At 67.8% G+C, this 22,158-nt stretch carries 24 protein-coding genes and 2 tRNA genes; 8 read left to right on the forward strand and 18 right to left on the reverse strand.

Annotated elements, in window-relative coordinates; translation table 11 throughout:
* The first annotated feature begins 40 nt into the window (after positions 1–40).
* Entirely contained in the window at positions 41–703 is a 663-nt protein-coding gene (locus ACNI3K_RS12185; RefSeq protein WP_419392177.1) for an NAD(P)H-hydrate epimerase, read from the forward strand.
* Between the two features lie 6 nt (positions 704–709).
* Here ACNI3K_RS12185 and def read toward each other — a convergent pair whose 3' ends face one another.
* Positions 710–1,204: a peptide deformylase gene (gene def / locus ACNI3K_RS12190; protein ID WP_419392178.1), complete on the reverse strand. Its 495-nt coding sequence runs from the start codon at positions 1,202–1,204 to the stop codon at positions 710–712.
* An 88-nt stretch (positions 1,205–1,292) separates the two neighbouring features.
* On the opposite strand from def, the gene ACNI3K_RS12195 reads away from it, so the two are divergent.
* Together ACNI3K_RS12195 and ACNI3K_RS12200 are read left to right on the forward strand one after the other, a co-directional pair.
* Positions 1,293–2,159 carry an NAD(P)H-hydrate dehydratase gene (locus ACNI3K_RS12195; protein ID WP_419392179.1) on the forward strand — a complete coding sequence of 289 codons (867 nt, stop codon included), beginning with the start codon at positions 1,293–1,295 and terminating at the stop codon, positions 2,157–2,159.
* 66 nt (positions 2,160–2,225) lie between these two features.
* Positions 2,226–2,441: a CsbD family protein gene (locus tag ACNI3K_RS12200; protein WP_419392180.1), complete on the forward strand. Its 216-nt coding sequence runs from the start codon at positions 2,226–2,228 to the stop codon at positions 2,439–2,441.
* Positions 2,442–2,559: 118 nt separating this feature from the next.
* Here ACNI3K_RS12200 and ACNI3K_RS12205 read toward each other — a convergent pair whose 3' ends face one another.
* From ACNI3K_RS12205 to ACNI3K_RS12220, 4 genes are all read right to left on the reverse strand, one after another.
* The gene (locus ACNI3K_RS12205) at positions 2,560–3,270 is read right to left on the reverse strand and encodes a hypothetical protein (protein ID WP_419392181.1); all 711 of its coding nucleotides are present in this window, start codon (positions 3,268–3,270) and stop codon (positions 2,560–2,562) included.
* 88 nt (positions 3,271–3,358) lie between these two features.
* Positions 3,359–4,873, reverse strand: a complete 1,515-nt coding sequence (gene glpK / locus ACNI3K_RS12210; RefSeq protein WP_419392182.1) for a glycerol kinase GlpK — start codon at positions 4,871–4,873, stop codon at positions 3,359–3,361.
* Between the two features lie 62 nt (positions 4,874–4,935).
* Positions 4,936–5,658, reverse strand: coding sequence for an MIP/aquaporin family protein (locus ACNI3K_RS12215; RefSeq protein WP_419392183.1), 723 nt, complete (start codon positions 5,656–5,658; stop codon positions 4,936–4,938).
* A 78-nt stretch (positions 5,659–5,736) separates the two neighbouring features.
* On the reverse strand, positions 5,737–7,494 hold the full coding sequence (locus ACNI3K_RS12220) for a glycerol-3-phosphate dehydrogenase/oxidase (protein WP_419392184.1): 1,758 nt from the start codon (positions 7,492–7,494) through the stop codon (positions 5,737–5,739).
* A 94-nt stretch (positions 7,495–7,588) separates the two neighbouring features.
* Here ACNI3K_RS12220 and ACNI3K_RS12225 point away from each other — a divergent pair, with 94 nt between their 5' ends.
* Entirely contained in the window at positions 7,589–8,611 is a 1,023-nt protein-coding gene (locus ACNI3K_RS12225; protein ID WP_419392185.1) for a sugar-binding transcriptional regulator, read from the forward strand.
* 26 nt (positions 8,612–8,637) lie between these two features.
* Here ACNI3K_RS12225 and ACNI3K_RS12230 read toward each other — a convergent pair whose 3' ends face one another.
* The 6 genes from ACNI3K_RS12230 to ACNI3K_RS12255 form a co-directional block, all read right to left on the reverse strand.
* Complete coding sequence (locus ACNI3K_RS12230; protein ID WP_419392186.1) at positions 8,638–9,123, reverse strand: hypothetical protein; 486 nt, start codon at positions 9,121–9,123, stop codon at positions 8,638–8,640.
* Positions 9,123–10,352: a TFIIB-type zinc ribbon-containing protein gene (locus ACNI3K_RS12235; protein WP_419392187.1), complete on the reverse strand. Its 1,230-nt coding sequence runs from the start codon at positions 10,350–10,352 to the stop codon at positions 9,123–9,125. The genes ACNI3K_RS12230 and ACNI3K_RS12235 overlap by 1 nt, the downstream gene beginning before the upstream one ends.
* Before the next feature lie 21 nt (positions 10,353–10,373).
* A complete protein-coding gene (locus ACNI3K_RS12240) occupies positions 10,374–11,573 on the reverse strand; it encodes an SPFH domain-containing protein (RefSeq protein WP_419392188.1) in 1,200 nt (399 codons plus the stop codon).
* 100 nt (positions 11,574–11,673) lie between these two features.
* The gene (locus ACNI3K_RS12245) at positions 11,674–12,231 is read right to left on the reverse strand and encodes a hypothetical protein (protein ID WP_419392189.1); all 558 of its coding nucleotides are present in this window, start codon (positions 12,229–12,231) and stop codon (positions 11,674–11,676) included.
* 64 nt (positions 12,232–12,295) lie between these two features.
* The gene (locus tag ACNI3K_RS12250) at positions 12,296–12,598 is read right to left on the reverse strand and encodes a DUF1905 domain-containing protein (RefSeq protein ID WP_419392190.1); all 303 of its coding nucleotides are present in this window, start codon (positions 12,596–12,598) and stop codon (positions 12,296–12,298) included.
* Positions 12,599–12,626: 28 nt separating this feature from the next.
* A tRNA-Ile gene (locus ACNI3K_RS12255) sits at positions 12,627–12,700 on the reverse strand.
* Positions 12,701–12,806: 106 nt separating this feature from the next.
* Between ACNI3K_RS12255 and ACNI3K_RS12260 the strand changes: the two genes are divergently transcribed.
* Positions 12,807–12,882 (forward strand) — tRNA-Asn (locus ACNI3K_RS12260).
* A 92-nt stretch (positions 12,883–12,974) separates the two neighbouring features.
* Here the strand turns inward: ACNI3K_RS12260 and ACNI3K_RS12265 are convergent.
* The 6 genes from ACNI3K_RS12265 to dnaG form a co-directional block, all read right to left on the reverse strand.
* Positions 12,975–13,661, reverse strand: a complete 687-nt coding sequence (locus tag ACNI3K_RS12265; protein WP_419392191.1) for a hypothetical protein — start codon at positions 13,659–13,661, stop codon at positions 12,975–12,977.
* 100 nt (positions 13,662–13,761) lie between these two features.
* Positions 13,762–14,685 carry a phosphonate ABC transporter, permease protein PhnE gene (gene phnE, locus ACNI3K_RS12270; RefSeq protein WP_419392192.1) on the reverse strand — a complete coding sequence of 308 codons (924 nt, stop codon included), beginning with the start codon at positions 14,683–14,685 and terminating at the stop codon, positions 13,762–13,764.
* Positions 14,682–15,491, reverse strand: a complete 810-nt coding sequence (gene phnE / locus ACNI3K_RS12275; protein ID WP_419392193.1) for a phosphonate ABC transporter, permease protein PhnE — start codon at positions 15,489–15,491, stop codon at positions 14,682–14,684. Before phnE (ACNI3K_RS12275) ends, phnE (ACNI3K_RS12270) begins: the two co-directional genes overlap by 4 nt.
* Positions 15,488–16,258, reverse strand: a complete 771-nt coding sequence (phnC, locus tag ACNI3K_RS12280; RefSeq protein WP_419392194.1) for a phosphonate ABC transporter ATP-binding protein — start codon at positions 16,256–16,258, stop codon at positions 15,488–15,490. Before phnC ends, phnE (ACNI3K_RS12275) begins: the two co-directional genes overlap by 4 nt.
* Positions 16,259–16,336: 78 nt before the next feature.
* Positions 16,337–17,389, reverse strand: coding sequence for a phosphate/phosphite/phosphonate ABC transporter substrate-binding protein (phnD, locus tag ACNI3K_RS12285; protein WP_419392195.1), 1,053 nt, complete (start codon positions 17,387–17,389; stop codon positions 16,337–16,339).
* Positions 17,390–17,562: 173 nt separating this feature from the next.
* Positions 17,563–19,461: a DNA primase gene (gene dnaG / locus ACNI3K_RS12290; RefSeq protein WP_419392196.1), complete on the reverse strand. Its 1,899-nt coding sequence runs from the start codon at positions 19,459–19,461 to the stop codon at positions 17,563–17,565.
* Positions 19,462–19,576: 115 nt separating this feature from the next.
* Here dnaG and ACNI3K_RS12295 point away from each other — a divergent pair, with 115 nt between their 5' ends.
* The 3 genes from ACNI3K_RS12295 to ACNI3K_RS12305 are packed head-to-tail and all read left to right on the forward strand — an operon-like array spanning position 19,577 to position 20,835.
* Positions 19,577–20,029, forward strand: a complete 453-nt coding sequence (locus ACNI3K_RS12295; RefSeq protein ID WP_419392197.1) for a DUF6941 family protein — start codon at positions 19,577–19,579, stop codon at positions 20,027–20,029.
* Positions 20,030–20,446: a hypothetical protein gene (locus tag ACNI3K_RS12300; protein ID WP_419392198.1), complete on the forward strand. Its 417-nt coding sequence runs from the start codon at positions 20,030–20,032 to the stop codon at positions 20,444–20,446.
* On the forward strand, positions 20,446–20,835 hold the full coding sequence (locus tag ACNI3K_RS12305; protein WP_419392199.1) for a hypothetical protein: 390 nt from the start codon (positions 20,446–20,448) through the stop codon (positions 20,833–20,835). Before ACNI3K_RS12300 ends, ACNI3K_RS12305 begins: the two co-directional genes overlap by 1 nt.
* 4 nt (positions 20,836–20,839) lie before the next feature.
* On the opposite strand, the gene ACNI3K_RS12310 is transcribed toward ACNI3K_RS12305, so the two are convergent.
* Positions 20,840–22,114 carry a deoxyguanosinetriphosphate triphosphohydrolase gene (locus ACNI3K_RS12310; protein WP_419392200.1) on the reverse strand — a complete coding sequence of 425 codons (1,275 nt, stop codon included), beginning with the start codon at positions 22,112–22,114 and terminating at the stop codon, positions 20,840–20,842.
* Between the last annotated feature and the right edge of the window lie 44 nt (positions 22,115–22,158).

Below are 22,158 nucleotides of genomic sequence, written 5' to 3' on the forward strand. Positions count from 1 at the left end.
AACTCCAGCGGCCGCGCGCGGCGTATGGAACGCTGGTCGCATGACCGTCCCGCCGACGCCTCCTTCCGTGATGACCGCACAGCAGGTGCGTGACGCCGAGAAGGCTGCTATGCGGACAGTCTCCGAGTCCACGCTGATGGCGCGGGCGGCCGATGCGGTCGCGGCTGAGTGCGAGTCTCTCCTGGCACAGCGGCTCGGGCGGACGTGGGGCGCCCACGTGGTCGTGCTCGCCGGCAGCGGCAACAACGGCGGCGATGCCCTGCTCGCCGGGGCCCGGCTGCACTACCGGGGCGCGCAGACCACGGCCGTGCTCGTGGGGTCCACCGCCCACAAGATGGGGCGCGGCGAGTGCGAGGCCGCCGGTGCTCGGGTGATCGAGGCCAGTAGCGGTGAGGACTCTGCTGCGCTTGAGGCGATCGGTCGGGCGGACCTGGTGATCGACGGCATCGTCGGCGTCGGCGCGAAGCCGGGGCTGCGCGCTCCCGCAGATGCTCTGGTCGCCGCCATCCCCGCAAGCGCAGCCGTGGTCGCGGTGGACCTTCCGAGCGGTCTCGACGTCGATTCAGGCAGTGCCGATGCTCCTCACGTGCACGCCGACGTCACCGTCACCTTCACCGCACCCAAGCCGTGCCTGGTCGAGCAGCCCGCAGCCGCATCGGCCGGGCGCGTGGTCGTGGCACAGGTGGGCGTGCCCCGCCGCTGAGTCCGGCTAGGCCTCGAGCGACTCGCGCAACTCGCGCATGGCGCGCTTGCGCACGTCCTTCGCGAGGCGGTCGAGGTAGAGCTTGCCATCGAGATGGTCCACCTCGTGGTTGATGAGCCGCGCCCAGATCTCCTCACCCTCGATCACGACCTCCGCGCCATCCAGGTCGGTGCCCACCGCCTTGGTGTAGGCGGGGCGCTCGCATGGGTACCACAGGCCCGGCACGGACAGGCAGCCCTCGTCGCCGATCTCCTGCAGGTCGCTGCTGCGCTCCACAATCTCCGGGTTGAGGATGTAGCCCACCTCATCGTCGATGTTCCACGAGAACGCCCGCAGGCTGACGCCGATCTGGTTCGCCGCCAGACCCGCCCGGCCCTCGTGATCGACGGTCTCGAGGAGATCCTCGACCAGCGTGCGCACGCGGTCGTCGATGTCTGTGATGGGTTCGCACACAGTGCGCAGGACGGGGTCGCCGGTCACCCGGATGTCACGCATAGCCATGCCGCGTATTCTCTCACGGGCTCGTCGCACGCCGGGAGTCGTCCCCTGCTTCTACCGCCGGCCGGGCATCATGTGCCAGTCTGGATGCGTGAGCACTCCGGGCGAATGGGGCGCGGACCAGGTCCGCGAACGCTGGCCGGTGCCCGGCGCCGATGCGGACAAGTACTCCCGCGGTGTCGTCGGCCTGGTCGCCGGTTCGGATGCGTACCCGGGGGCGGCGGTGCTGGTCGCCTCGGGTGCGGCCCGGGCCGGCGCCGGGATGATTCGCTACGTGGGTCCCCGTCGCGCACAGGACCTGGTGCTGGCACACCGTCCCGAGTGCGTGATGCACGACCCCGGCGACGCGTCTGAGTCCCTGCCGCGGGCGCAGGCCTGGGTCGTGGGCCCGGGGGTCGCCGACCACCCCGAGCAGGACGCGGCCATCGGCGCAGTGATGGCCTCAGGGCTGCCAATGGTGGTGGACGCGGGGGCTCTCGAGGCCGTCGCGCGGTCCCGTGCCTCGGGCTCGCGGGAGGCGCCTGCGGACCGTGTGCTGCTGACCCCCCATGCCGAGGAGCTGATGCGCACTCTGAATGTGCTGCGCCACGACGCGACGATTATGGACATCGCCGCCGACCGTGCCGGCCACGCCCGGCTGCTCGCGGAGACCGCGCGAGCCACCGTGCTGCTCAAGGGCGCGCGGACGCTCGTCGCATCGCCCGGCGGAGTCGTGATCGAGCTTCCCGTCGCACCCCCGTGGCTCGCGACCGCCGGCAGCGGCGACGTCCTCGCGGGCATCGCTGGCATGCTGCTTGCTGCAGGCCTGACGGCATCCGATGCGGGGGCGTGCGCGGCCTGGGTTCACGCGCGGGCCGCGGAGACGGCGTGTCCGGGAGGACCGGTGGTCGCTCTTGACGTGGCCGACGCCCTGCCGTCCAGCATCGCGGCGCTGCTGAGAGGCTCGGGCTCGGAATAGCGCGGTCGGGCCCCACTGTTGACCATGGCGAAGCACGACACCGGAGACAAGACAAGGAGCATCGCCATGAGTGGAACCGACCGACTCAGCAACGCAGCCGAGGACGCCAAGGGAAAGTTCAAGGAAGGCGCGGGCAAGGCGACCGACGACGAGCAGCTCGAGGCCGAGGGCAAGACGGACCAAGGCAAGGCCTCCGCCAAGGACAAGGTGGAGGACGGCAAGGACAAGGTGGCCGAGAAGTACAACGACGCGACTGATCGCAACGACGACGGCAAGTCCTGACGCATCCTTCTCGGCAAAGCGGCGGGGGCCCGGGGCTCCCGCCGCTTTGCTGTGTCTCAAGTGGGGACGGTGTCTCAGACGGGCACGGTGTCTCAGACGGGCACCGTGGCCCGGCGGCTCACGGGCGTACCCGCGTGGCCTTCAGCCCGTAGCGGCGCATCAGATCCCCCATCAGTGGCGATGGCTCCCCATGCACGCTGAGGTGCTCCGAACCCAGGCGATCCGAGCCGGGATCGGGCGTCGCCCACACGGACCAGCCTGAACCGTCGCGCATGACCGATCCAATGTGGATGTCGGTGCGCGCCACGCCGCCTGTGCGCCAGTCGATGATGGTGCGGTCCACGGCGACCATCGAGCCGTCACCGCGTACCCGCCAGCTCGTGCACTCGACGCCGTTGCGCGCGCCGGCGGGAATCTCCGAGTCCTCCCTGTAGCTGGTCTGCCAGTCCTCGTCGATCTCGACATCACCGCTGCCCAGTTCAATCGCGAAGTCAGGCAATGCACGTCGCAGCACCCGCTCCCACTCGCCGATCCGCATCGTCCCCGCGAGTTGACCGCGAATCTCCACGCCGGTGTCGGACTCCCGCAGCAGCGTGAGCCCTCTTTCGATGTCGCACCGAGTCGCGAGCAGGAGGCCGCACTCGACGTGGCGACCGCATAGCCACGCAGCGTCGGGAGCCTCTCCAAGCGGCGGGCCCACGCTGGGCGGGGAGTCACCGTCACACCACTGCAGGTGCCACGCGAGGTCGACCTCGCGCGGGAGGAAGTCCACCAGCGCGCCGGTCTCGGTCACGCCGGCCCCACAGATGTCGCATCGTGGAGTACTCATGTCGCCCACGCTAGAGCGTGGCACCGACATGCGCCCGGCGCGCGCCACCGTAGTGAGCAGGCGGCGCGCACCGGGATGAGGCATAGTCTCAGCTGACGTCGTCGTCCACCCAATCCATGGTCTTGGTGACCGCCTTCTTCCAGTTGCGCATCAGCCGCGAGCGCTCGTCATCGGCGAGGTCGGGGTTCCACCGCTTGTCCTCATCCCAGTTGTCGATGACGTCTTGCTCGCCCTCCCAGTACCCCACCGCGATGCCCGCCGCGTAGGCAGCCCCGAGCGCGGTCGTCTCGGCGACCTTGGGACGCACCACCTCGACGTCCAGGATGTCGGCCTGGAACTGCATGAGGACCTCGTTCACCACCATGCCGCCGTCGACCTTGAGCTCGGTAAGTTCGACTCCCGAGTCGGCCCGCATCGCGTCGACGACCTCGGCTGTCTGGTAAGCCGTCGCCTCCAGTGCGGCGCGCGCGATGTGCCCGGCGGTCACGTACCTGGTGAGCCCGACCAGCGCTCCCCTGGCGTCCGAGCGCCAGTACGGAGCGAAGAGCCCGGAGAATGCAGGCACGAAGTACGCGCCGCCGTTGTCGTCGACCTTCGCCGCAAGATCCTCGATCTCGGCGGCCGACTTGATCAGTCCCACGTTGTCGCGCAGCCACTGCACCAGTGACCCCGTCACCGCGATCGACCCCTCAAGCGCATACACCGCCGGCTGGTCCCCGATCTTGTAGCAGACCGTGGTGAGCAGCCCATTCTTCGACGGCACGAGTTCGGTGCCCGTGTTCATCAGCATGAAGTTGCCGGTGCCGTAGGTGTTCTTCGCCATGCCGACCTCGAAGCAGGCCTGCCCGAAGGTAGCGGCCTGCTGATCGCCCAAGATGCCTGCGATCGGCACTCCCGGGAGGAGTCCGCCACGCCTGCCCTCTCCGTACACCTCCGCCGACGAGCGGATCTCCGGCAGCATCGACAGCGGTATGCCCATGTCGGCCGCGATCGACTCGTCCCACGACAGGGTCTTCAGGTCCATCAGCATGGTGCGGGACGCGTTGGTCACGTCCGTCACGTGTACCCCGCCGTTCTTGCCCCCGGTCATGTTCCACAGCACCCACGAGTCGATGGTGCCCATGAGCAGGTCCCCGGCCTGCGCCTTCTCACGCGCGCCCTCGACGTTCTCGAGTATCCACATCACCTTGGGCCCCGCGAAGTAGGTCGCGAGTGGCAGACCGACGCGAACTTTGTACTTGTCGGCGCCCTCCTCGCCGCCGAGCTTGTCGATGATCTTCTGAGTGCGCGTGTCCTGCCACACGATCGCGTTGTACACGGCCTTGCCGGTGGTCTTGTCCCACACCACCGCGGTCTCACGCTGGTTGGTGATGCCCACCGCTTTGATGTTCTCGTGCGTGAGGTCCGCCTTGGTGAGCGCGAGGCCCACGACTTCGCGGACGTTGGTCCAGATCTCGTGCGGATCATGCTCCACCCAGCCTGCTTGCGGGAAGAACTGCTCGTGCTCCTTCTGCCCCGTGGAGACGATGGAACCGTCGTGGTCGAACACGATGGCCCGCGAACTCGTGGTGCCCTGATCGATAGCGAGAATGTAGTCACTCATCATGCTGTCCTTATCCGTAGAGGTGTGTGCGTGTGATGACCGCGCCATGGCGCGGCATGTGCCTAGTAGAGAGCGCCCGCGAGCAGACCACCCGCGATGCCGCCGATGATGGGTCCCACGATCGGCACCCAGGAGTACCCCCAGTCCGAGCCGCCCTTGCCGCGGATGGGAAGCAACGCGTGAGCGATGCGTGGCCCCAGATCACGTGCCGGGTTGATGGCATAGCCGGTGGGTCCGCCAAGGCTCGCGCCGATGCCGGTCACCAGCAAGGCAGCCGCGAGCGGGCCCAGGTCGCCGGGCCAGTTCCCGAAGCTGAGCACCACGAAGACCAGCACGAAGGTGCCGATCACCTCGGTGAGGGTGTTCCATCCGTATGACCGGATCGCCGGGCCCGTGGAGAAGATGGCGAGCTTCGCGCCCGCATCCGGGGTCTCGTCGAAGTGCTTCTTATAGGCCAGGTAGACCAGCACGGCGCCGATGAACGCGCCCACCAACTGGGCAGCGACGTAGGTGAGGAAGTTGCCGGCGCTGACCTCGATATCGGGACCGAACTCTTCTGCTCCGGAGGCCCAGATTCCCACCGTCACGGCGGGGTTGATGTGGCCGCCCGTCGAGAAGGCGACGAAGACGCCGGAGAACACAGCCAGGCCCCACCCGAAGTTGATGAGCAGCCAGCCACCGTCAAAACCCTTGGACTGGGTGAGGAGGACATTCGCTACCACGCCACCTCCGAGGAGGATGAGCATTCCTGTCCCCAGCATCTCTGAGAGGAAGATGTCGATCATGCATTTTTCCTTTCGTTCACGCCATTGTGAGAAGGAGGCGACGGAAGTCGCCATGGATGCCCCGACGGGGCACCAGATCTAGGTGGAGGGGTCGGTCCCCTCCGACGCCGCAAGCTCGACCATGGGCGAGATGTCCGCCGCGACGGAACGGGCGGCGATGGCGTCACTGTCGCTCGACTCGCGCGCGGCGGCGGCATCCGCCTCCACCCGATCCCGATAGGAGGCGATCTCCCGGCCGGTGCGGTCGTCGTCCCAGCCCTGTGCCGCGGCGACGATCGCCGCAATCTCGGGCGCTGCCGCGATGCCTCCGTCTGCGACCTCGTACACGAGCCGCGTGCGGTGCATCATGACGTCCTCGAGGTGCATCACCTGCTCGTGTGTCGCCGCGAAGTGGATCTCGGCACGCAGGTACGCGGGTGCGTGCTCCAGGGGGAGCGCCAGGTCCGGCTGTGCTCTGATGGCGTCGAGCAGCTGGAAGATTCCAGAGCCGTAGCGGTGCGTGAGGTGGTCGAAGGTCGCACGGGTCCATCCGTGCTTCGCGCTGAGCGCGGGACCCTGCCGCTTCACCGCCTTGAGGCCCTCGGCGCCCCACAGCGGGATCCGGTCCGTGATCGAGGGGATGGCCCTAGCGCGGGAACCGAGCGCGAAGTCGACTGCGTCCTTGGCCATCACTCGATATGTCGTGAGCTTGCCCCCAGCGATCACCGTCATCCCGGGCACCGGGGAGGCGACCGTGTGCTCGCGCGAGACCTTCGCGGATGAGGTGCCTTCTTTGGTACCTGGTTGCAGCAACGGGCGCAGGCCCGCCCACGTGCCGATCACATCGTCGTGCGTGAGTGGACGGCCCAACACGGCGTTGGCGTGCTCGAGCACGTAGTCGATGTCAGTCCGCGTCGCGACCGGATGGGTGGGGTCGAAGTCGTAGGGAGTATCCGTGGTGCCGATGATCCAGTAGCGCGACCACGGGATGACGAACAGCACGGACTTCTCAGTTTGCAGGATCAGCCCCACGTCGCCCCGGATCGCCTCCCGCGGAACGACGATGTGGACGCCCTTCGAGGCGAGCACCTGCAAACCGCCCTCGGACCGGGCGAGCGACTCGGTCTCCTCGGTCCACACCCCCGTCGCGGTGATGACGTGGCGCGCCTTGATGGTGTGCCGGGTGCCCGTTTCGAGGTCCTCCACCACGGCGCCAGTGACGGCACCGACCGACGAGTGCGTCAACGACACCACCTGCGTGCGGTTCGCAGCCAGCGCTCCGTACGACGCCGCGGTACGCACGAGCGTCAGCACGAGCCTGGCATCGTCGACCGAGGCGTCCCAGTAGCGGATCCCGCCAATCGCGGCGTCGTGCCGCAGGTCGGGAAACTGCTTGGACATCCCCGTGCGGCTCAAGTGACGGTGGACCGGCAGAGCGCGACGACGGCGACCGTTGACGGACGCGAGGGTGTCATACAGGGCGACCCCCGCACCCACGTAGGCGCGTTCCCATACCCGATTCTCGAGCGGGTACAGAAAGGAGACGGGCTCGACGAGGTGCGGGGCGAGCTCCGTGATCAGGAGGTCGCGTTCCGTCAGCGCCTCGTGCACCAGGTGGAAGTCCAGCATCTGTAGGTAGCGAAGGCCGCCATGGACCAGCTTGGAGGACCGCGACGAGGTGCCTGAGGCCCAATCCTGCGCCTCGACGATGCCGGTCCGCAGGCCGCGCGTCACGGCATCGAGCGCGACACCGGCGCCCGTCACACCGCCTCCAATGACGAGCACGTCGAGACCGTGCTCGTCGCTCATCGACTCGAGGTCGGCGATCCTGCTCTCCGGGGTAAGCATGCTTCTCATGTGAGTGTGGTCTCCATTCGTCTTGACTCATGGGAACGTAAACTGAACGGATGCGCAACAGAAGTGCACAAATGTGCAGCGGGACGAGGGGGCCATGAGCACAAGTGACAGAGCGGGACGAATGGGTGCGGGCGCGCGGGACGACCTGATGCGCGAGGCCGCGCGCTTGTACTACCTCGAGGACGAGACGATGGAGGCTGTCGCGAGGCGCATGGGTCAGTCGCGCTCGACGGTGTCCCGGATGCTGAAGGCTGCGCGAGAGGCGGGCATCGTGCGCATCCAGGTGAGGGATGCCGATACGACTAGTGGCATCGCACAGGAGCTCACGGATCGCTTCGGTGTCCGCGCTCATGTGGTGCGCGTGCAGGAGCCCCTGAGCGATGCCGAGCGCCTTGATCGCGTGGCCCGGTTCGCCGCGATGACCTTGCCCGACTGGTTCGGCGACGGGATGACCCTCGGTGTGGCCTGGGGCACGACGGTGTCCGGGATCATCGCGCACCTCGCAAACCATCCGCTGGAGAGCGCGACTGTGGTGCAGCTCAACGGATCTGTCTCGCCCAGCACCACCGGGCTTGCCTTCGGCGCCGAGCAGATGAGCGCGATCGCGCGGTCCTTCAACGCCGCGCTGCTGCCGTTTCCCGTACCGGCGTTCTTCGACTTCCCCCGGACGCGCGAGATGATGTGGCAGGAGCGGTCCGTGCGCCAGGTGCTCGACTCCCAGGCCAAGGCGGACGTCGCGCTGTTCGGGGTGGGCTCCATCCACTCCCCCATGCCGTCACACGTGTACGCATCCGGCTATCTGGACGAGGTGGACCGGCGCTCCCTCGCGACCCACGCCGTCGTGGGCGACGTGTGCACCGTGTTCATGCGTGCCGATGGCTCGTGGCGAGACATCTCGATCAACATGCGCGCGAGCGGCCCCACTCCGCTGCAGCTGCGAAGAATTCCGCGTCGCATCGCAGTGGTCGCTGCGCCTGCCAAAGCAATCGCACTGCTCGCCGCGCTCCGGGCACGCACCATCACGGAGCTCGTCCTCGACTCGGGCACTGCCCAGGCGCTCATGCGCCAGGCAGACCGGGGCCCCTCGCCGGCGCGCGGGCACCAAGGCTTGGCCTAGGCCTCCCCACCAGGCACAGGTCCGCCTCAGTGCGCCGACGGACCGGGGTCCTTCGGGACGGGCAGCTGAGTCTCACGCGGCCCCTCTTCCACCCGTGGGGTCTGCGCCGCGCGCTCCCCTTCAGCGACCCGGGGCTCCTGTGCCAGCCTCGGCTCCTGAGCCTCGCGCGCCTCTTGCGCCTGACGGGCGGTATCCACCTCGTCGACCACGACATTCGGCGCACGCACCAGTGGGTTGTCGTCGTTGCGACCATCGATCTCGCGATTGCGCTGGCGCTTGTGCTCGCGCACGAACGTGTCCCAGCGCCTCAGGTTGGTGCGCACCGCGGACGTCGTGTGCTCGAACTCGTAGCGTTTGTCCTGGTTGCGATACCGCTTGTACATCGTGCGGTACAAGAACCAGCCCACTACGAAAGGCAACAGCAGCAGCGCGATTCCGACCCAGCCGGCACCGTCGCCGTCGCCCGAGCTCGCGAGCGTGACGCCAGGGAGTGACAGGAGCAGGTCCATCATCATGCCCCCGTCGCCATCGCCACGATCGCGAGCGGCCACGAGATCGCGGCGGTCGCTGCGGAGACGGCGAGCGTGACGCCCCACAGCCGCCGCTTGTTCACAGGAACGCTGCCCATGCACGCCCCCGTGCGGCCGTTCACGGCGATGTAGTGGACCATGACCTGGCCGTCGTCCATCTTCTGCGCGTAACTGTAGAGCCACACGGGCAGGAACACTGAGGCCCACCTGCTGCCGTGCACCGTCAGCTGCTCATGCGTCCAGCGGACGCCGCGGTCGTAGCCGGCGACGTCGTCGCGGATCGACTCCCGAGCCATCGTGAGGAACTGCGTATGTGCGCGGCCTGCCACGTCATCGATGTTCAGGTCGCGCTTCTCGGCCGAGAAGTCGCCCAGATAGTTGCTGTCGAAAGCGACCATCTCCTTCACGTCGAACGGCAGCAGCGAGTTGATGATGTTGTTGGTGTTGGCGCGGTTGTCGATGTTCGACCTCGTGGCGGACGATTCGACGATGAGATCGTCGATGTGGAGGTCGAAGTCGCGCACCACATCGAAGACGTTCGCGTCGTAGTACGTGGTCGAGTTGTTCTTGCCGTGCTGCACGGTGTAGCGCCGCGTGAGCACCTCACCCTGGCCGTGGAACCTCGCGCCCACGTTTCCGTCGACAGTCATGTAGGGCATGTACACCCCCATCACGTTGGCCGGGGTGAACTCCTCCTTGAACTTCTTGAGCGCGAAGAACTGGCGCTTGTCCACGAATGTGGCGATGCGTCTGACCGCCTCGTCCTTGGAGATGCTGAATGGCAGCACACCGTCCGGAACGGCACCGTTGGGGATCTTGTCGTTGATCGACAGGATCGACCGGCACCAGTGGCAGCGCGACTCGAGCGAGTGCGCGGTGTCGACCACTACCTCGGACCCGCAGCCCGTGCACTTGATGGTCACGAGGGACTCGTCGCTCGTGATGTCGGCTGCGCCGGACGTGTACACCCGCCCCGAGAGTTCGTCGATGCCCTCGCCCAGTCCGTGGGTGTCCTCGAGTTTGCTGCCCACCCACTCGTAGCGGCAGAACTGGCAGATCAAGCTCAGGGTGTTGCCCTTGCGGGTGACCTCGGTGGAGCCGCACTGCGGGCAGTCGTCGTGCCCGTGGGCCTTGCCCGTTGTCGTGTCGATGATGGTGGCGTCGGGCGTGCCTTCGTTGGGTACGCCATCGGCATCGTTGCTCTGTGTCACCGCACGCTCCTCCTCGGCCCGCTAGAGGCCCAGGGCCTTGCGCTTGAGAGCGTCGAAGTCCTCCTGGTTGATGAGGCCCTCGTCGAGCATCGCCTTGGCCTCGCGGATCTTGTCCGCCGGACCCGGCTCGGCCTGCTGCGCGGGCTGCGCCTGCTGGCCGACCCCTTGCGGCGCCTGCTGCTGGCCGGGCTGGTTCTGCATCAGGCCCCCGACAGACCCACCAGCGGCATTCATGCCCATGCCCATGAAGGCCAGACCCTCGCCGCCGCCGTTCTCGCCCGCGGACTGGATGCCGCGTGCTGCCGATTGCCGCAGGAACGAGTCGCCCCGCCCTCCAGAGAGAGCATCGGCCTTCTGGACGTCCTCGAGCAGCGTGGCGGTGGGAGTGTCGTACTCGATGGCGAGCAGGACGGCCGCGTGAATGGTGATGCCGCGCTGCTCGGTCCAGTGGTAGTGCTCCTCGACCACGTCGGAGAGCGTCTTGGCGAAGCCCAGCGCATCTCCCTGGATCTTCGAGATCCGGTTGCCGCGCTCGCCGTCATTCGTGTAGCGGGAGAACGCTGCGGAGAGCGATCCCACGACCTCGTTGAACAGCTGCTCGGACACCGGGTTGTTGACCTCGGTGAGGTCGAAGATGCCGGCGTTGGCCGTGATGTAGGTGGCGGGCACGATGCTCTTGACGAACAGGATCGGGTCGACGACCTTCAACGTGTAGGAGCCGCGAGTGACGGCGCCAGCTTGCGTGTTGAGGTAGTGGTCGTCCCAGTAGATGGGACCCTGAGTGCCGAACCTGTTGTTCGGGATCTCCTTCAGGTTCACGTAGAAGGCCAGATGCTGGACGCCGGGCCGGCCTCCGTACTTGAAGCGCTCCCACGAGCTCTCGACGGTCGAGGACAGGAAGCCGCCGCCGGTGAACACCGACTTCGCCTGCTGGTCGTCATCCGAGAAGATGTAGGCACCTGCCTCCGCGACGAACGTGGTGATGGCACCGTCGTGGAAGGTCAGCAGTCCGTATCCCTCGGGCACGATGATCTTCGAGCCATTGGTGATGATGTTCTCGGAGTGGCTGACGTTGGAGCCGCGACCCGCGTTCTGACCCTTCAGGACGGCGGGAAACACCACCGCCGTCGCCGGCACGTTGTCCGGCGGTTGAAGAAAGTCGATCCACTGGTCTGCAAGCGTTCCTGAGATCGCTCCTGCGGCGGCCTGAATGAAGCCCATGCGTGCCCCTCCTCGCTGTGTGGCGGGACCAGGCTATCGCACGGACGGTAGGCCCGCGCGGGCCAGTTCGCCGATGCCCGGGCCGGGGGCGTCGCCCCTGCTAGCCCAGGAAGACGTAGAAGGTGAAAACCACCACGGCGATGACCGCGATGACCATCAGCACGATCACTGCGGACCTCAGCGCGGAGTAGCGGTCGACGAAGGGCAACAGCGCCCTCGTGGCTCCGGAGGACACTGTGGATGGCACCAGCACCAGCACGAGGGCTGCCACGGTGGCCGCCCACGCGTCCTCCTGCCCTACGGCGATGAACACCACCGGGACCACCGCGAGCACGGCACCCATCACCGCGAACACCACGGCGGCCTTGCCAACGGGCGTGTCGCGGGTGCGTGTGAAGACGATCCTGCCGATGGTGTGAGCGATGGCGGCGATGCCCACCAACACCACCAGGATGTTGACAGTCGCGATCGCACTGAGTGTCGGGTCCTCCACCGTCGGAGTGCCCTCTGCGTCGGCAAGCGATCCAAACAACTGGACGCCTGGGCCCCACATGATCGCCCACACCAAGACATAGATGGGGATGCCGGTGGCCGTCGCGAGCCATGCGGCACGGGTGCTGCCGCCGTAGGGCTTGGTGTCGTGAGTATCGTCGCTCATCTCTCCACCCTAGGTCGGTTCCGCCCATGTGACCACAATCGCGGCCCCATCGCCCCGATGTGGATCACGCCTGGACAAGAGCGATATGTGCGTTCACCGCGCTGCCGACCACGATGCGCTCCGCCGTGCGCACCGCTGCCTTGAGCGGCAGAATGTAGGAGCTGTGCTCGGTGGACGGGAACATCGAGGTCTCCCACGTGGTGGTGCCGATAGTGACCCGCACGCGCACGGCCCCGAACCCCCGGCCCTGACCGGTCTGGAGCGACTCGACCTCGTCGGCAATGTCCTCGGGGATGGTGACGAACACCCACTGGGCGCCATTGCCCGTCCACCGCCACGGCTCGGCCTCGAACTCGTACTCGGTCATGGCGACACAGTATTGCGAGTGAGGGAGGTGGGCCAGGCGGGGCTCGAACCCGCGACCGACGGATTATGAGTCCGCTGCTCTAACCGGCTGAGCTACTGGCCCTGAGCCGCCCCGAGGGCGGCCGCGCGCCAGTCTATCCGCGACCCGCGCATCGGCCTTCCCGGTGGCGTGACCGGGCAACGGGATCATGTAAACTCGCTGACTGCGATCCTCCATAGCTCAATTGGCAGAGCAGCCGACTGTTAATCGGCAGGTTGTTGGTTCGAGTCCAACTGGAGGAGCCACCTCGAGGCCGGTCCGCAAGCGCGGGCCGGCCTTTCGCATGTCTGGCGTACTTTCTCACTCGGCACCTCACAGCGACCGTCGACAACCGCTCTCACGCCATTGCGAAGGCGCAAGACCACCGCGTCTGGCCTTGCGTCGACCCATTTGCTCCTTGCTTGCAGGCAAGGCGCAATGTCGAATACGCACCGCCGACGACCCGCTGACCGTCGGGTCCGAGATTGCGCAGCGCGGGTCCCAGTTCGTCGAAGGACGTGACTGTCGTCCCAATGTCCGCGTCCGTCGCCACGTGGAGGACGCGCCACGACAGTGCGCCCATGTCTCCAGACAGCGACCATGTCTCGGTGACGAGGTCGCCAAGCGCCTCACTGTACGCGCACGTCACGGCGGCGGCGCCGTACTCCGCACGCTGGGCGTTGACCGCCGCACACGCGAGTTCCGTCGCGCTGGGCGGGTCAGGGTCCGATGGCACCGGTGCCGGGTCCGCCGACTTGGGCTCCCCGCCCGGCTCTGGAGCTGACTCTTGCGCTGGATCGGGGTCAGGGCCGCGCTCAGGTTCCGGCTCCGGCGAGCGGGAAACGGTCACGGCCGGCGAGTCGGCTGCAGCGGCATCGACGACCGGCGCGCCCAATGCCTGCACAACGTCGTCGACGGCCTCGACGCCCTCCACACTCGGAGACGGCTCCGTGCTCACCGCGACCGAGGGCTCGGGTGGGACGCCGCAGCCAGCAGTTGTCCCAGCGGCTATCACCGCCATGACCACGACAACCCTCAGCCTCATGACCAAGCATCGTGCCAGACGCATCGGTGCTGTCAAGCACCGAGACGCCCGGCAACCCGGGAGAAACATGGACGTCGGCCCGCGCACCTGCCAGGCACTGCTAGAGCGCGGCCTCGACCTTCTCCTCTTGAGTGGCTGACGAGCCAGACCCGGCAATGATGCGGTGACGAATGGCACCCGAGATCGCGTCGACCGCGATCGTGACGAGGATGATCACCACCAGCGTGATGCCGATCTGGTCCCAGTCCCGCTTGCTGAACAGCTGACTCAGCAGCTGGCCGATTCCGCCGGCACCGATGATGCCGAGCACCGCCGATGCCCGGATGTTGACCTCGAATCGGTACAGCCAGAATGCGAGCACCTCGGGCAGCACCTGCGTCCAGTAGCCCCATCGCAAGATCGCCCACCGAGAGGCACCGGAGGCCTGACCGGCCTCGACCGGTCCGGGATCGATGCCCTCCAGCGCCTCCGCGGTCAGCTTGCCCAGGGTGCCGACGGCGCCCACGCCGAGCGCGACGGCGCCAGCCACGGGTCCGAACCCGAAGATGGGAAGCATGATCACGATGACGAACACGAGCTCTGGGACGGCGCGGATCGCGTTCAGCACTACTCGCGTGACCTGCACTGTGAGCGGACCGGCCACGTTGCGGGCGGCGAGGAAGCCGAACGGGATCGAGATGACGGCGCCCAGCATGGTGCCGACCCACGCCATGTAGACCGACTCCATCATCTTCTCGAGGGCCAGCACCCAGTACTCGTTGTACGGCTCGGACAGCGGGTTCTGCAGGAGGCCTTCGCCCATCAGCCGGAAGTAGCGCGCGCCGTCCGTGAAGATGCCGGTGATATGGCTCCAGCGCGCATTCGACAGGAACGCGCCTCCGGCGAAGATCACGGCAAGGGCGACCCACGCGATCGTCGCGCGCGCCTTGGAGGGCTCCTTGGGCCGGGGCGTGCGCGCGGCGGGAGCGGGCGTCGTGTCCGTGCGTGTCGCGGTCGCGGGCGTCGGCCCGTCCCCGGCACTCACACGAACCTCCGACGCAGGTGCTGAGACAGCTGGTCGATCAACAGCACGATGACGAAGATCGCGATCATGACCGCGGAGACGTTCTCGTAGTTGAAGCGAGAGAACTGCACGTTGATCACCGATCCGATGCCTCCACCGCCCGCGATGCCGATGACCACGGACGCGCGGATGTTCAGCTCGAAGATGTAGAGGCAGTACGAGAGGTAGTTGGGCATGATCTGCGGCAGGACCGCCCAGCGTGCACGAGAGAACGTGCCGGATCCACCGGCGTCGGCGGCCTCCAGCGGGCCCACGTCGACGGCGTCAATGGTCTCCGCAGTCAACTTGGCGGCAATGCCGATGTTGAACATGATGAGGGCGAGGATCCCGGCGAGGGAGCCGATCCCGACCAGTGCCACGAAGATCAGCACATAGGCCACGTCGGGCAGCGAGCGAATCACCGCCGTGACCGTCTTCACCGAGCGGTACAGACCACCGTTGCGGTTGGTGATGCGGGAGGCGCCGAAGGCGAAGATCAGCCCCACGAGCACACCGACTGCGCTTGCCACGACCGCGATCGCGATGGTCTCCACCCAGGCGTCCCACACCCGCCACACGAACGACCAGTTGGGGCTCAGGAACTGGCTGATGATCTCCCAGCCGTTCGCGAAGTTGCGCCACAGCGGCGCGAGGGTGAAGTCGATCTCCAGCGCGGCCCACACCGTGAAGGCGGCAGCGATGATCAGTCCCGCAATGATCCCTGGCGACGGCGGCGGCTTGCGCGGTCGGGTGGTGGCGGCCGATGCGGGGGGCGCCTCGACGCTCATGCCTGCCCTGAGAGCGCGTCGTCTGCGGTAAGCGAGCGGCCGTAGATGGACTCGAAGACAGCATCGTCCGCATCCGCACCCGGACCGTCGAACACGACCTTGCCGTCGCGCATGCCGATCACGCGCTCGCCGAACTGGCGCGCGAGGTCCAGAAAGTGAAGGTTCACGAGCGTGGTGATGCCGAGGTCGCGGTTGATGCGCTGCAGGTCCTTCATCACGCGCTGCGCGGTCGGCGGGTCAAGCGAGGCGATGGGCTCATCGGCCAGCATCACAGTCGGGTCCTGGGCAAGGGCACGCGCGATCGCGACCCGCTGCTGCTGCCCTCCCGAGAGCTGAGAGGCGCGGGTCCACGCTTTCTCGACGATCCCGACGCGTTCGAGCGCCTGGAACGAGCGCTCCTTCTCCTCGTGGGTCCACGCGCCGAACATCGAGCGGTAGGCGGGGATCGCGTGCAGCTGGCCCATCATCACGTTGTTCATGACGGTGGTGCGCTTCACAAGATTGAAGGACTGGAAGATCATCCCGATGCGCGAACGGATTACGCGCATCTCGCGCTTCGAGGCGCCGGAGACCTCCTTGTCGTCGATCATCAAGGAGCCGGAGGTGACGGGAACCAGCCCGTTGATGGTCCGGATGAGGGTCGACTTGCCCGCTCCCGACAGCCCGACCACCACGACGAACTGGCCGTCCGGGATCTCCAGGTCCACGCCGTCGAGGCCAACCACGCCGTTCGGGTAGCGAACGGTCACGTTGCTGAGTCTGATCATGGTTTCACTGTTCCATAGAACGGATCTGCGGTGGCCGCCTCGGTCGAGGCGGCCACCGCGAGATCTGTGTGTGTCGAGTTAGCCCTGCTCGCCGAAGCTTTCCTCGACGGGACGCACGGTGTTGTCGAACGCCTCCTGGTTGGCGGGGTCGAGACCATCGATCTCGTACACCGCGGCGAGCGCCGCGGCACCCTCCTCGGTCTCGGCGATCGCCATGAGACCGTCCGTGATCATCTGCTGTGCCTCGTCGCTCAGGTCACCGGAGACCACCACGCCGTCGTTCGGGATGTTGGCGGTGTACGCGAACACCACGACCTCTTCGCCGACGTCCGGGAACTCCTCGGCGAGGTCGCCACGTGCGTCGTTGTACGAGATGCCGATGGTGGCGTCGCCGTCGTAGACCGCCTGCACCGCCTGCGGGTGGCCGCCTGCGAACTGGGTGTTGGTCAGGTCGACCAGCGGGTCGATGTCCAGGATGCTCGCGAGCTGCGTGGCGGGGAAGTAGTAGCCAGAGGCGGAGGACTCATCCACGAACGCGATGTCCGTGGCGGGGTCGATCATCGCGAGGGCGTCCTCGCCGGCCGGACCGGAGCCGCCGGTCGCACCGTTGCAGTACGAGTAGTTGACGCCGTCCTCGTCCGCCTCGGTGGTGACGTCGTCCATGCAGTAGGTGTCGGGGTCGTTGGTCAGCCACTGGCCCACGTACTCCGAGGAGCCGTAGCGCACGGCCTGCAGCACGATCTCCGCGCCGGCCTCGTTCTCGGCCTGGACCATCGCGATCGGGCCGAGGAAGCCGATGTCGGCCTGCCCGGTCTGCAGCGCGACGACGACGGCCGAGTAGGACTCGGGGACGAACACCTCGACGGGGATGCCGAGTTCGTCGGAGAGCGACGATGCCAGTGCCTCGCCGTCGGTCGTGATCTGGTCGACCTCGTCGGACGGGACCAGAGCCAGCGTGAGCGACTCGGGGAGACCCTCGCCCTCCATCGCGTCGGCCGTGGCCTCAGCGGTGGGCGTGCCCTCGGTCGTGGCGTCGTCCTCGGACTCGTCGGAGCTTGCGCAGCCCGCGAGCGTCAGGGCGAATGCGCCCATCAGGGCGGTCGCAGCCAGGGGGTTGAACTTGATTCTCACAGTCGCACCTTTCGGTTCTTCGAGGCGCCGGCACCGGGTGGTGTCGCGGCCTTCCTGGGAACCTACCCGCCACCTTCGGGCCTCGATCACCGAGACTCGAAGATTTTTCACGCTCGTCACATGGCGTTCACATGCCCTTTGCCCTATCGCGACGAAACTGTGATGTAGGGGTGTCAGGGCTCGCGAAGAGAGCGCCGGCGGGTCTCCAGTGCGATCAGCTCCGCGAAGCCGGACTGATGATCGTCGGTGCCCTCCCCCGCGCGCTGCATCCGCCCGCGAACCTCGGCGATCCGGCGCGTCAGGCTGAGGTCCATGACCCGAGCGAGCACCGTCCCCGCCCAGTGCCCGAGCGCATCGGGCCTGTCGTGGGGAAGGGGCGTGACCGCGAGCTCCGACACCACACCGGCGAGCGTCTCCCCCGCCTGCTCAGCCACCGCGTTCGCCCAGTCACCCCCAGCACTTCCCGGCCCACCCGCCGCGACGATCGCGTCGAAGACAGCGCGGTACTGAGGCACCGTGAACGCGGATGACTCCAGCTCCTTGAGCACCACGCCGCCGAGCGGGTCGGAGGCCGCCTCGCGCGGGGCCTGAAGCAGCACTCCCAAGGACATCGCCTCTGCCCGCACCACCGGGTCACGAGGGTTCGGGCGCGAGGGCCCGTCGCGGTCCTGCACCGGGATCGCACCCGTCGTGGGCGGCGCCTCACCCGGTCCGGGCTGACGTGACCGTCCCGCATCGGCCACCGCGCGGGAGATGGTCTGCGTATCCATGCCGAGCCACCCGGCCAGGCGCCGGCTGTACTCGGGCTGCAAGGCACGGTCCTTGATCCCCGCGACGACCGGCGCGGCGGCGCGCAGGGCAGCGACACGGCCCTCCGCGGTGTCGAGGTCGTGCGAGCGGAGCGCGGTGCGGATGACGAACTCGAACAGGGGCACCCGCCTTGCCAGGAGTTCCGTCACACCACGATCGCCGCGCTGCTGGCGCAGGTCGCAAGGGTCGAGCCCGTCGGGGTCCACAGCCACGAACGTCTGCGCAAGGAATTGATGGTCGAGCTGGAAGGACTTGAGCGCGGCGTTCTGTCCAGCCTCGTCGCCGTCGAACGTGAAGACCACCTTGGCCCCCGACTCCCCCACCTTCGTCTGCGGGCCTCCCGTGTCGCCCATGAGCCTGCGCACCACCTTGACGTGGTCGGAGCCGAACGCCGTGCCGCAGGTCGCGACCGCATTGGTCACTCCCGCCAGGTGGCACGCCATGACGTCCGTGTATCCCTCGACGACGATCGCGGTGCGCTCGGAGCGCACAGCGGACTTCGCAAGGTCCAGTCCATAGAGGACCTGCGCCTTCTTGTACAGGGCGGTCTCGGGCGTGTTCAGGTACTTGGGGCCCTGGTCGTCCTCGTGAAGCCGGCGGGCTCCGAACCCGATCACCTCTCCCGTCACGTCGCGGATGGGCCACACCAGTCGCCCACGGAAACGGTCGTACAGCCCGCGCGACCCCTCGGACATCATCCCGGTGGCGCGCAGTTCCTCCTCGGTGAAGCCCTTGCCGCGCAGGTACTCGGCCAGGTGCGACCAGCCCTGCGGCGCGTATCCCACGCCGAAGATCTCCGCCGCGCCGCGGTCGAATCCGCGTTCGCGCAGGAAGTCACGGCCGATGCGGGCCTCGGGTGAGGCGAGCTGCTCAGCGAAGTAGGCGGCGGCGATGCGGTGGGCTTCGAGCAGCCGCTTGCGCAGCCCAGTGGTGCCCTCACGTCGGGAGGAGCCGCCGGCCTCGTAGCGCAGTTCCACGCCGGCACGATCAGCCAGGTACTCCACCGCCTCGGCGAAGGGAAGCCCGTCCATGCGCATCACGAACTCGATGACGTCGCCGCCCTCGCCGCAGCCGAAGCAGTGCCAACGGCCCACGCCGGGTCGCACGTGGAACGACGGTGAGCGCTCGTCGTGGAAGGGACACAGCCCCTTGAGGGATCCCACGCCCGCACTCTTCAACGCGACGTGCTGGCCGACGATGTCCTCGATCGGCGCGCGCTCGCGGACCGCCGCGATGTCGTCCCGATTGATGGTGCCTGCCACGGCATCACCCTACTCGCGCACGCGCGTGTCCTCGCTCCGCGCCGGGTGGCCCGCACTACGAACTGGCGCGGGGTCGGTAGGCTGGTCGAGAAGACCATCCACGAAAGGAATACCTGTGAGAGTCGACGCCTTCCTCGCTGACTCGGCCGAGGTCGTCCAGGGCAAGATCTACGCCCTTGGCGCCGGATGGAACACCATCTACGTCCGACAGTTCCCGGCCGCGCACCGTCGCCTGGCCGTCGCCGCCACGGTGCATGTTCCGTTCACCGCGACCAACTCCTCCCACAAGTTCGAGCTCAAGCTCGTCACCGAGGACGGCAAGGAGTACCCCATCGGTCTGCGCGCCGACGCCGACGGCAAGGCACAGCCCGTGCGCGCCATGGGCGGCGACTTCACGCTGGGCCGCCCCCCGCACCTCGTCGACGGCGACGAGCAGGTCGCGTGCTTCGCGTTCACCATCGACGGCCTGCGCTTCGCCGAGGCCGGCATGTTCGCCTGGGCCATCTCGATCGACGGTGAAGAGGTGTCGCGCCTGCCCATGCGCGTGCAGCAGTCCCAGCAGAAGTAGATGGGGGTCTACGGCGGGGTGATCTACCCCGCGGTGCTCGCGGCGTGCGCAATTCTCGCTCTCGTCGGCCTCGCCACCATCATCCAGGTCCGCCTTCACCGTGTTCTCGAATGGACCGTGACCGGGTTCTGGATCGTCACCGCCGTGCAGGTGGTCTCCGTGCTGGTCGTGCTGGTCAGTGGCAATGACGCGGGACTCGTGCTGACGCTGGGGTACCTGCTCGCCGCGATCGTGCTGCTGCCCCTGCTGGGCATCGGTCGGCTCGGCGCCCCCGACGCGGCCGCGGCAGACCCCGATCCCGGCCGGCCGGTGCTGCAGCCGGACCAGATCGCGCGCGTGGACGGCGGCGCGGCCGTGATCGTCGCGGTCGCCGCAGCCGTGCTGGCATGGCGCGTGCTCATCATCCTGGGGACCTGATGTCCCCCATCGGGCGGCTGCTGCTCATGGTCGCGTACGCCGTGCTGGGCCTCGCCGCCACCGGCCGCTCCGTCGTGCAAATCTCTACCAAACTCGCCGAGGCACCGGTCCCGTACCTGGTCTCGGGCGCATCGGCCGCCTTGTATGTCCTGATCGCCGTCGCGCTGTGGCGCGGCTGGCGCGCCGTCGCGATCTGGGGCACCGGCATCGAGCTCGCGGGCGTGCTCGTCGTGGGGACGCTCGGCTACGTGGTCCCCGAATGGTGGCCTGACGAGACCGTGTGGACGGGATACGGCTCCGCGTACGGGTGGGTCCCGCTGGTGTTGCCGGTCGTGGCGCTCGTGGTGCTGCTACGAGCTCGGCGACGTACCGAACCTGCCACCGATTGACGGCCTAGGCGCCGGCGCGCTTGCTCTCGCAGTACTTGTGGTGCCAGTTGTACGCCGACGTGTCCGTGAGCGACGCCACCTGGTCGAGGGCGACGCGCAGCCGCTCGCCGTCGCCCGACGCCTCGCGGTAGTCCGCTGCGAACTGGGGCTCCATCGCATCCTCACCCCGCTCCGCGACGGCGCCTACGAGCTCCTTGAGCACCCGGCGCTGCTTGGCGTACATGGGGCTCATCTCCCGCGGCGCCATGAGGAAGTGCACGGCAATCCCCTTCAGCACCAGGATCTCATCGAGAGTGTCCTGCGGCACCACGAGCGAGGCGCGGTGACGGGTCAGCGCGCCCGGACCGTGCTGCTCTCGGGTGGCCTCGATGATCGAGTGCGCGAACCGCCCGATGATCTGGCTGGTCATGTCCTTGAGGGCCGCCAGCGACCGGCGGGACCCGTCGTAGTCCTCGGCCCACCACTGGAAGGTCTGCAGGCGACCTAGCGCCGCGACCAAGGGCTCGTCCTCTCCCGATCCGTACCACTCGCGCACGTGCGCCATCACCGCGCGCGCCTGCCCCGGATCCCGCAGGGTCGAGAGCTTGACGGCACGGTAGACGATCGCGTCCTCGACGTCGTGCACCGAGTACGAGATGTCGTCGGCCAGGTCCATCACCTGCGCCTCGAAGCTCTGCTGAGTGCCGACGGAGCCGTCCCGCAACCACTCGAACACGGCCAAGTCCTGGTCGTAGACTCCGAACTTGCGGGAGGGCACGCCGTCGGCACGCATCGGCGCGGACGGCTCTCGCCACGGGTACTTGACCACGGCGTCGAGCCCGGCGCGGGTCAGGTTCAGGCCCACGCAGCGGCCGGTCGCGGGGTCGATCGACTTGGGCTCCAGGCGCGTGAGCAGGCGCAACGTCTGCGCGTTGCCCTCGAAGCCGCCGATGTCGCGGCTGATGTCGTCGAGTGCGCGCTCACCGTTGTGCCCGAACGGCGGGTGACCCAGGTCGTGAGCGAGGCACGCGGCGTCCACGATGTCCGGAGAGCAACCCAGCGCCTTGCCCAGCTCGCGCCCCACCTGCGCCACCTCGAGCGAGTGCGTGAGCCGTGTGCGCACGAAGTCGCCGGAGCCCAGTCCCAGCAGCTGCGTCTTGGCGCCGAGTCGCCGCAGCGCGCTCGAGTGCACGATCCGCGCGCGATCGCGTTCGAACGGGGTGCGCTGGGCGGCCTTGGGGGGCTCGGTGATCCAGCGCTCGGCGTCTGCGGGCTCGTAGCCGTCGGGGAGGTCACTCACCGTTCGATGCTAGCGGGCTGGGGTCGGCCGCTCGACGAGGCATC

The organism is Demequina ureilytica (genome assembly GCF_048553575.1).
Lineage (GTDB): Bacteria > Actinomycetota > Actinomycetes > Actinomycetales > Demequinaceae > Demequina.

Bases quoted from the DNA above. Each gene is read 5' to 3' on its own strand.
- ACNI3K_RS12185 (WP_419392177.1), top strand. From the start codon at position 41: ATGACCGTCCCGCCGACGCCTCCTTCCGTGATGACCGCACAGCAGGTG.
- def (WP_419392178.1), bottom strand. From the start codon at position 1,204: ATGGCTATGCGTGACATCCGGGTGACCGGCGACCCCGTCCTGCGCACT.
- ACNI3K_RS12200 (WP_419392180.1), top strand. From the start codon at position 2,226: ATGAGTGGAACCGACCGACTCAGCAACGCAGCCGAGGACGCCAAGGGA.
- ACNI3K_RS12205 (WP_419392181.1), bottom strand. From the start codon at position 3,270: ATGAGTACTCCACGATGCGACATCTGTGGGGCCGGCGTGACCGAGACC.
- glpK (WP_419392182.1), bottom strand. From the start codon at position 4,873: ATGAGTGACTACATTCTCGCTATCGATCAGGGCACCACGAGTTCGCGG.
- ACNI3K_RS12215 (WP_419392183.1), bottom strand. From the start codon at position 5,658: ATGATCGACATCTTCCTCTCAGAGATGCTGGGGACAGGAATGCTCATC.
- ACNI3K_RS12220 (WP_419392184.1), bottom strand. From the start codon at position 7,494: ATGAGAAGCATGCTTACCCCGGAGAGCAGGATCGCCGACCTCGAGTCG.
- ACNI3K_RS12225 (WP_419392185.1), top strand. From the start codon at position 7,589: ATGAGCACAAGTGACAGAGCGGGACGAATGGGTGCGGGCGCGCGGGAC.
- ACNI3K_RS12230 (WP_419392186.1), bottom strand. From the start codon at position 9,123: ATGATGGACCTGCTCCTGTCACTCCCTGGCGTCACGCTCGCGAGCTCG.
- ACNI3K_RS12240 (WP_419392188.1), bottom strand. From the start codon at position 11,573: ATGGGCTTCATTCAGGCCGCCGCAGGAGCGATCTCAGGAACGCTTGCA.
- ACNI3K_RS12245 (WP_419392189.1), bottom strand. From the start codon at position 12,231: ATGAGCGACGATACTCACGACACCAAGCCCTACGGCGGCAGCACCCGT.
- ACNI3K_RS12250 (WP_419392190.1), bottom strand. From the start codon at position 12,598: ATGACCGAGTACGAGTTCGAGGCCGAGCCGTGGCGGTGGACGGGCAAT.
- ACNI3K_RS12265 (WP_419392191.1), bottom strand. From the start codon at position 13,661: ATGAGGCTGAGGGTTGTCGTGGTCATGGCGGTGATAGCCGCTGGGACA.
- phnE (WP_419392193.1), bottom strand. From the start codon at position 15,491: ATGAGCGTCGAGGCGCCCCCCGCATCGGCCGCCACCACCCGACCGCGC.
- phnC (WP_419392194.1), bottom strand. From the start codon at position 16,258: ATGATCAGACTCAGCAACGTGACCGTTCGCTACCCGAACGGCGTGGTT.
- ACNI3K_RS12300 (WP_419392198.1), top strand. From the start codon at position 20,030: ATGGGGGTCTACGGCGGGGTGATCTACCCCGCGGTGCTCGCGGCGTGC.
- ACNI3K_RS12305 (WP_419392199.1), top strand. From the start codon at position 20,446: ATGTCCCCCATCGGGCGGCTGCTGCTCATGGTCGCGTACGCCGTGCTG.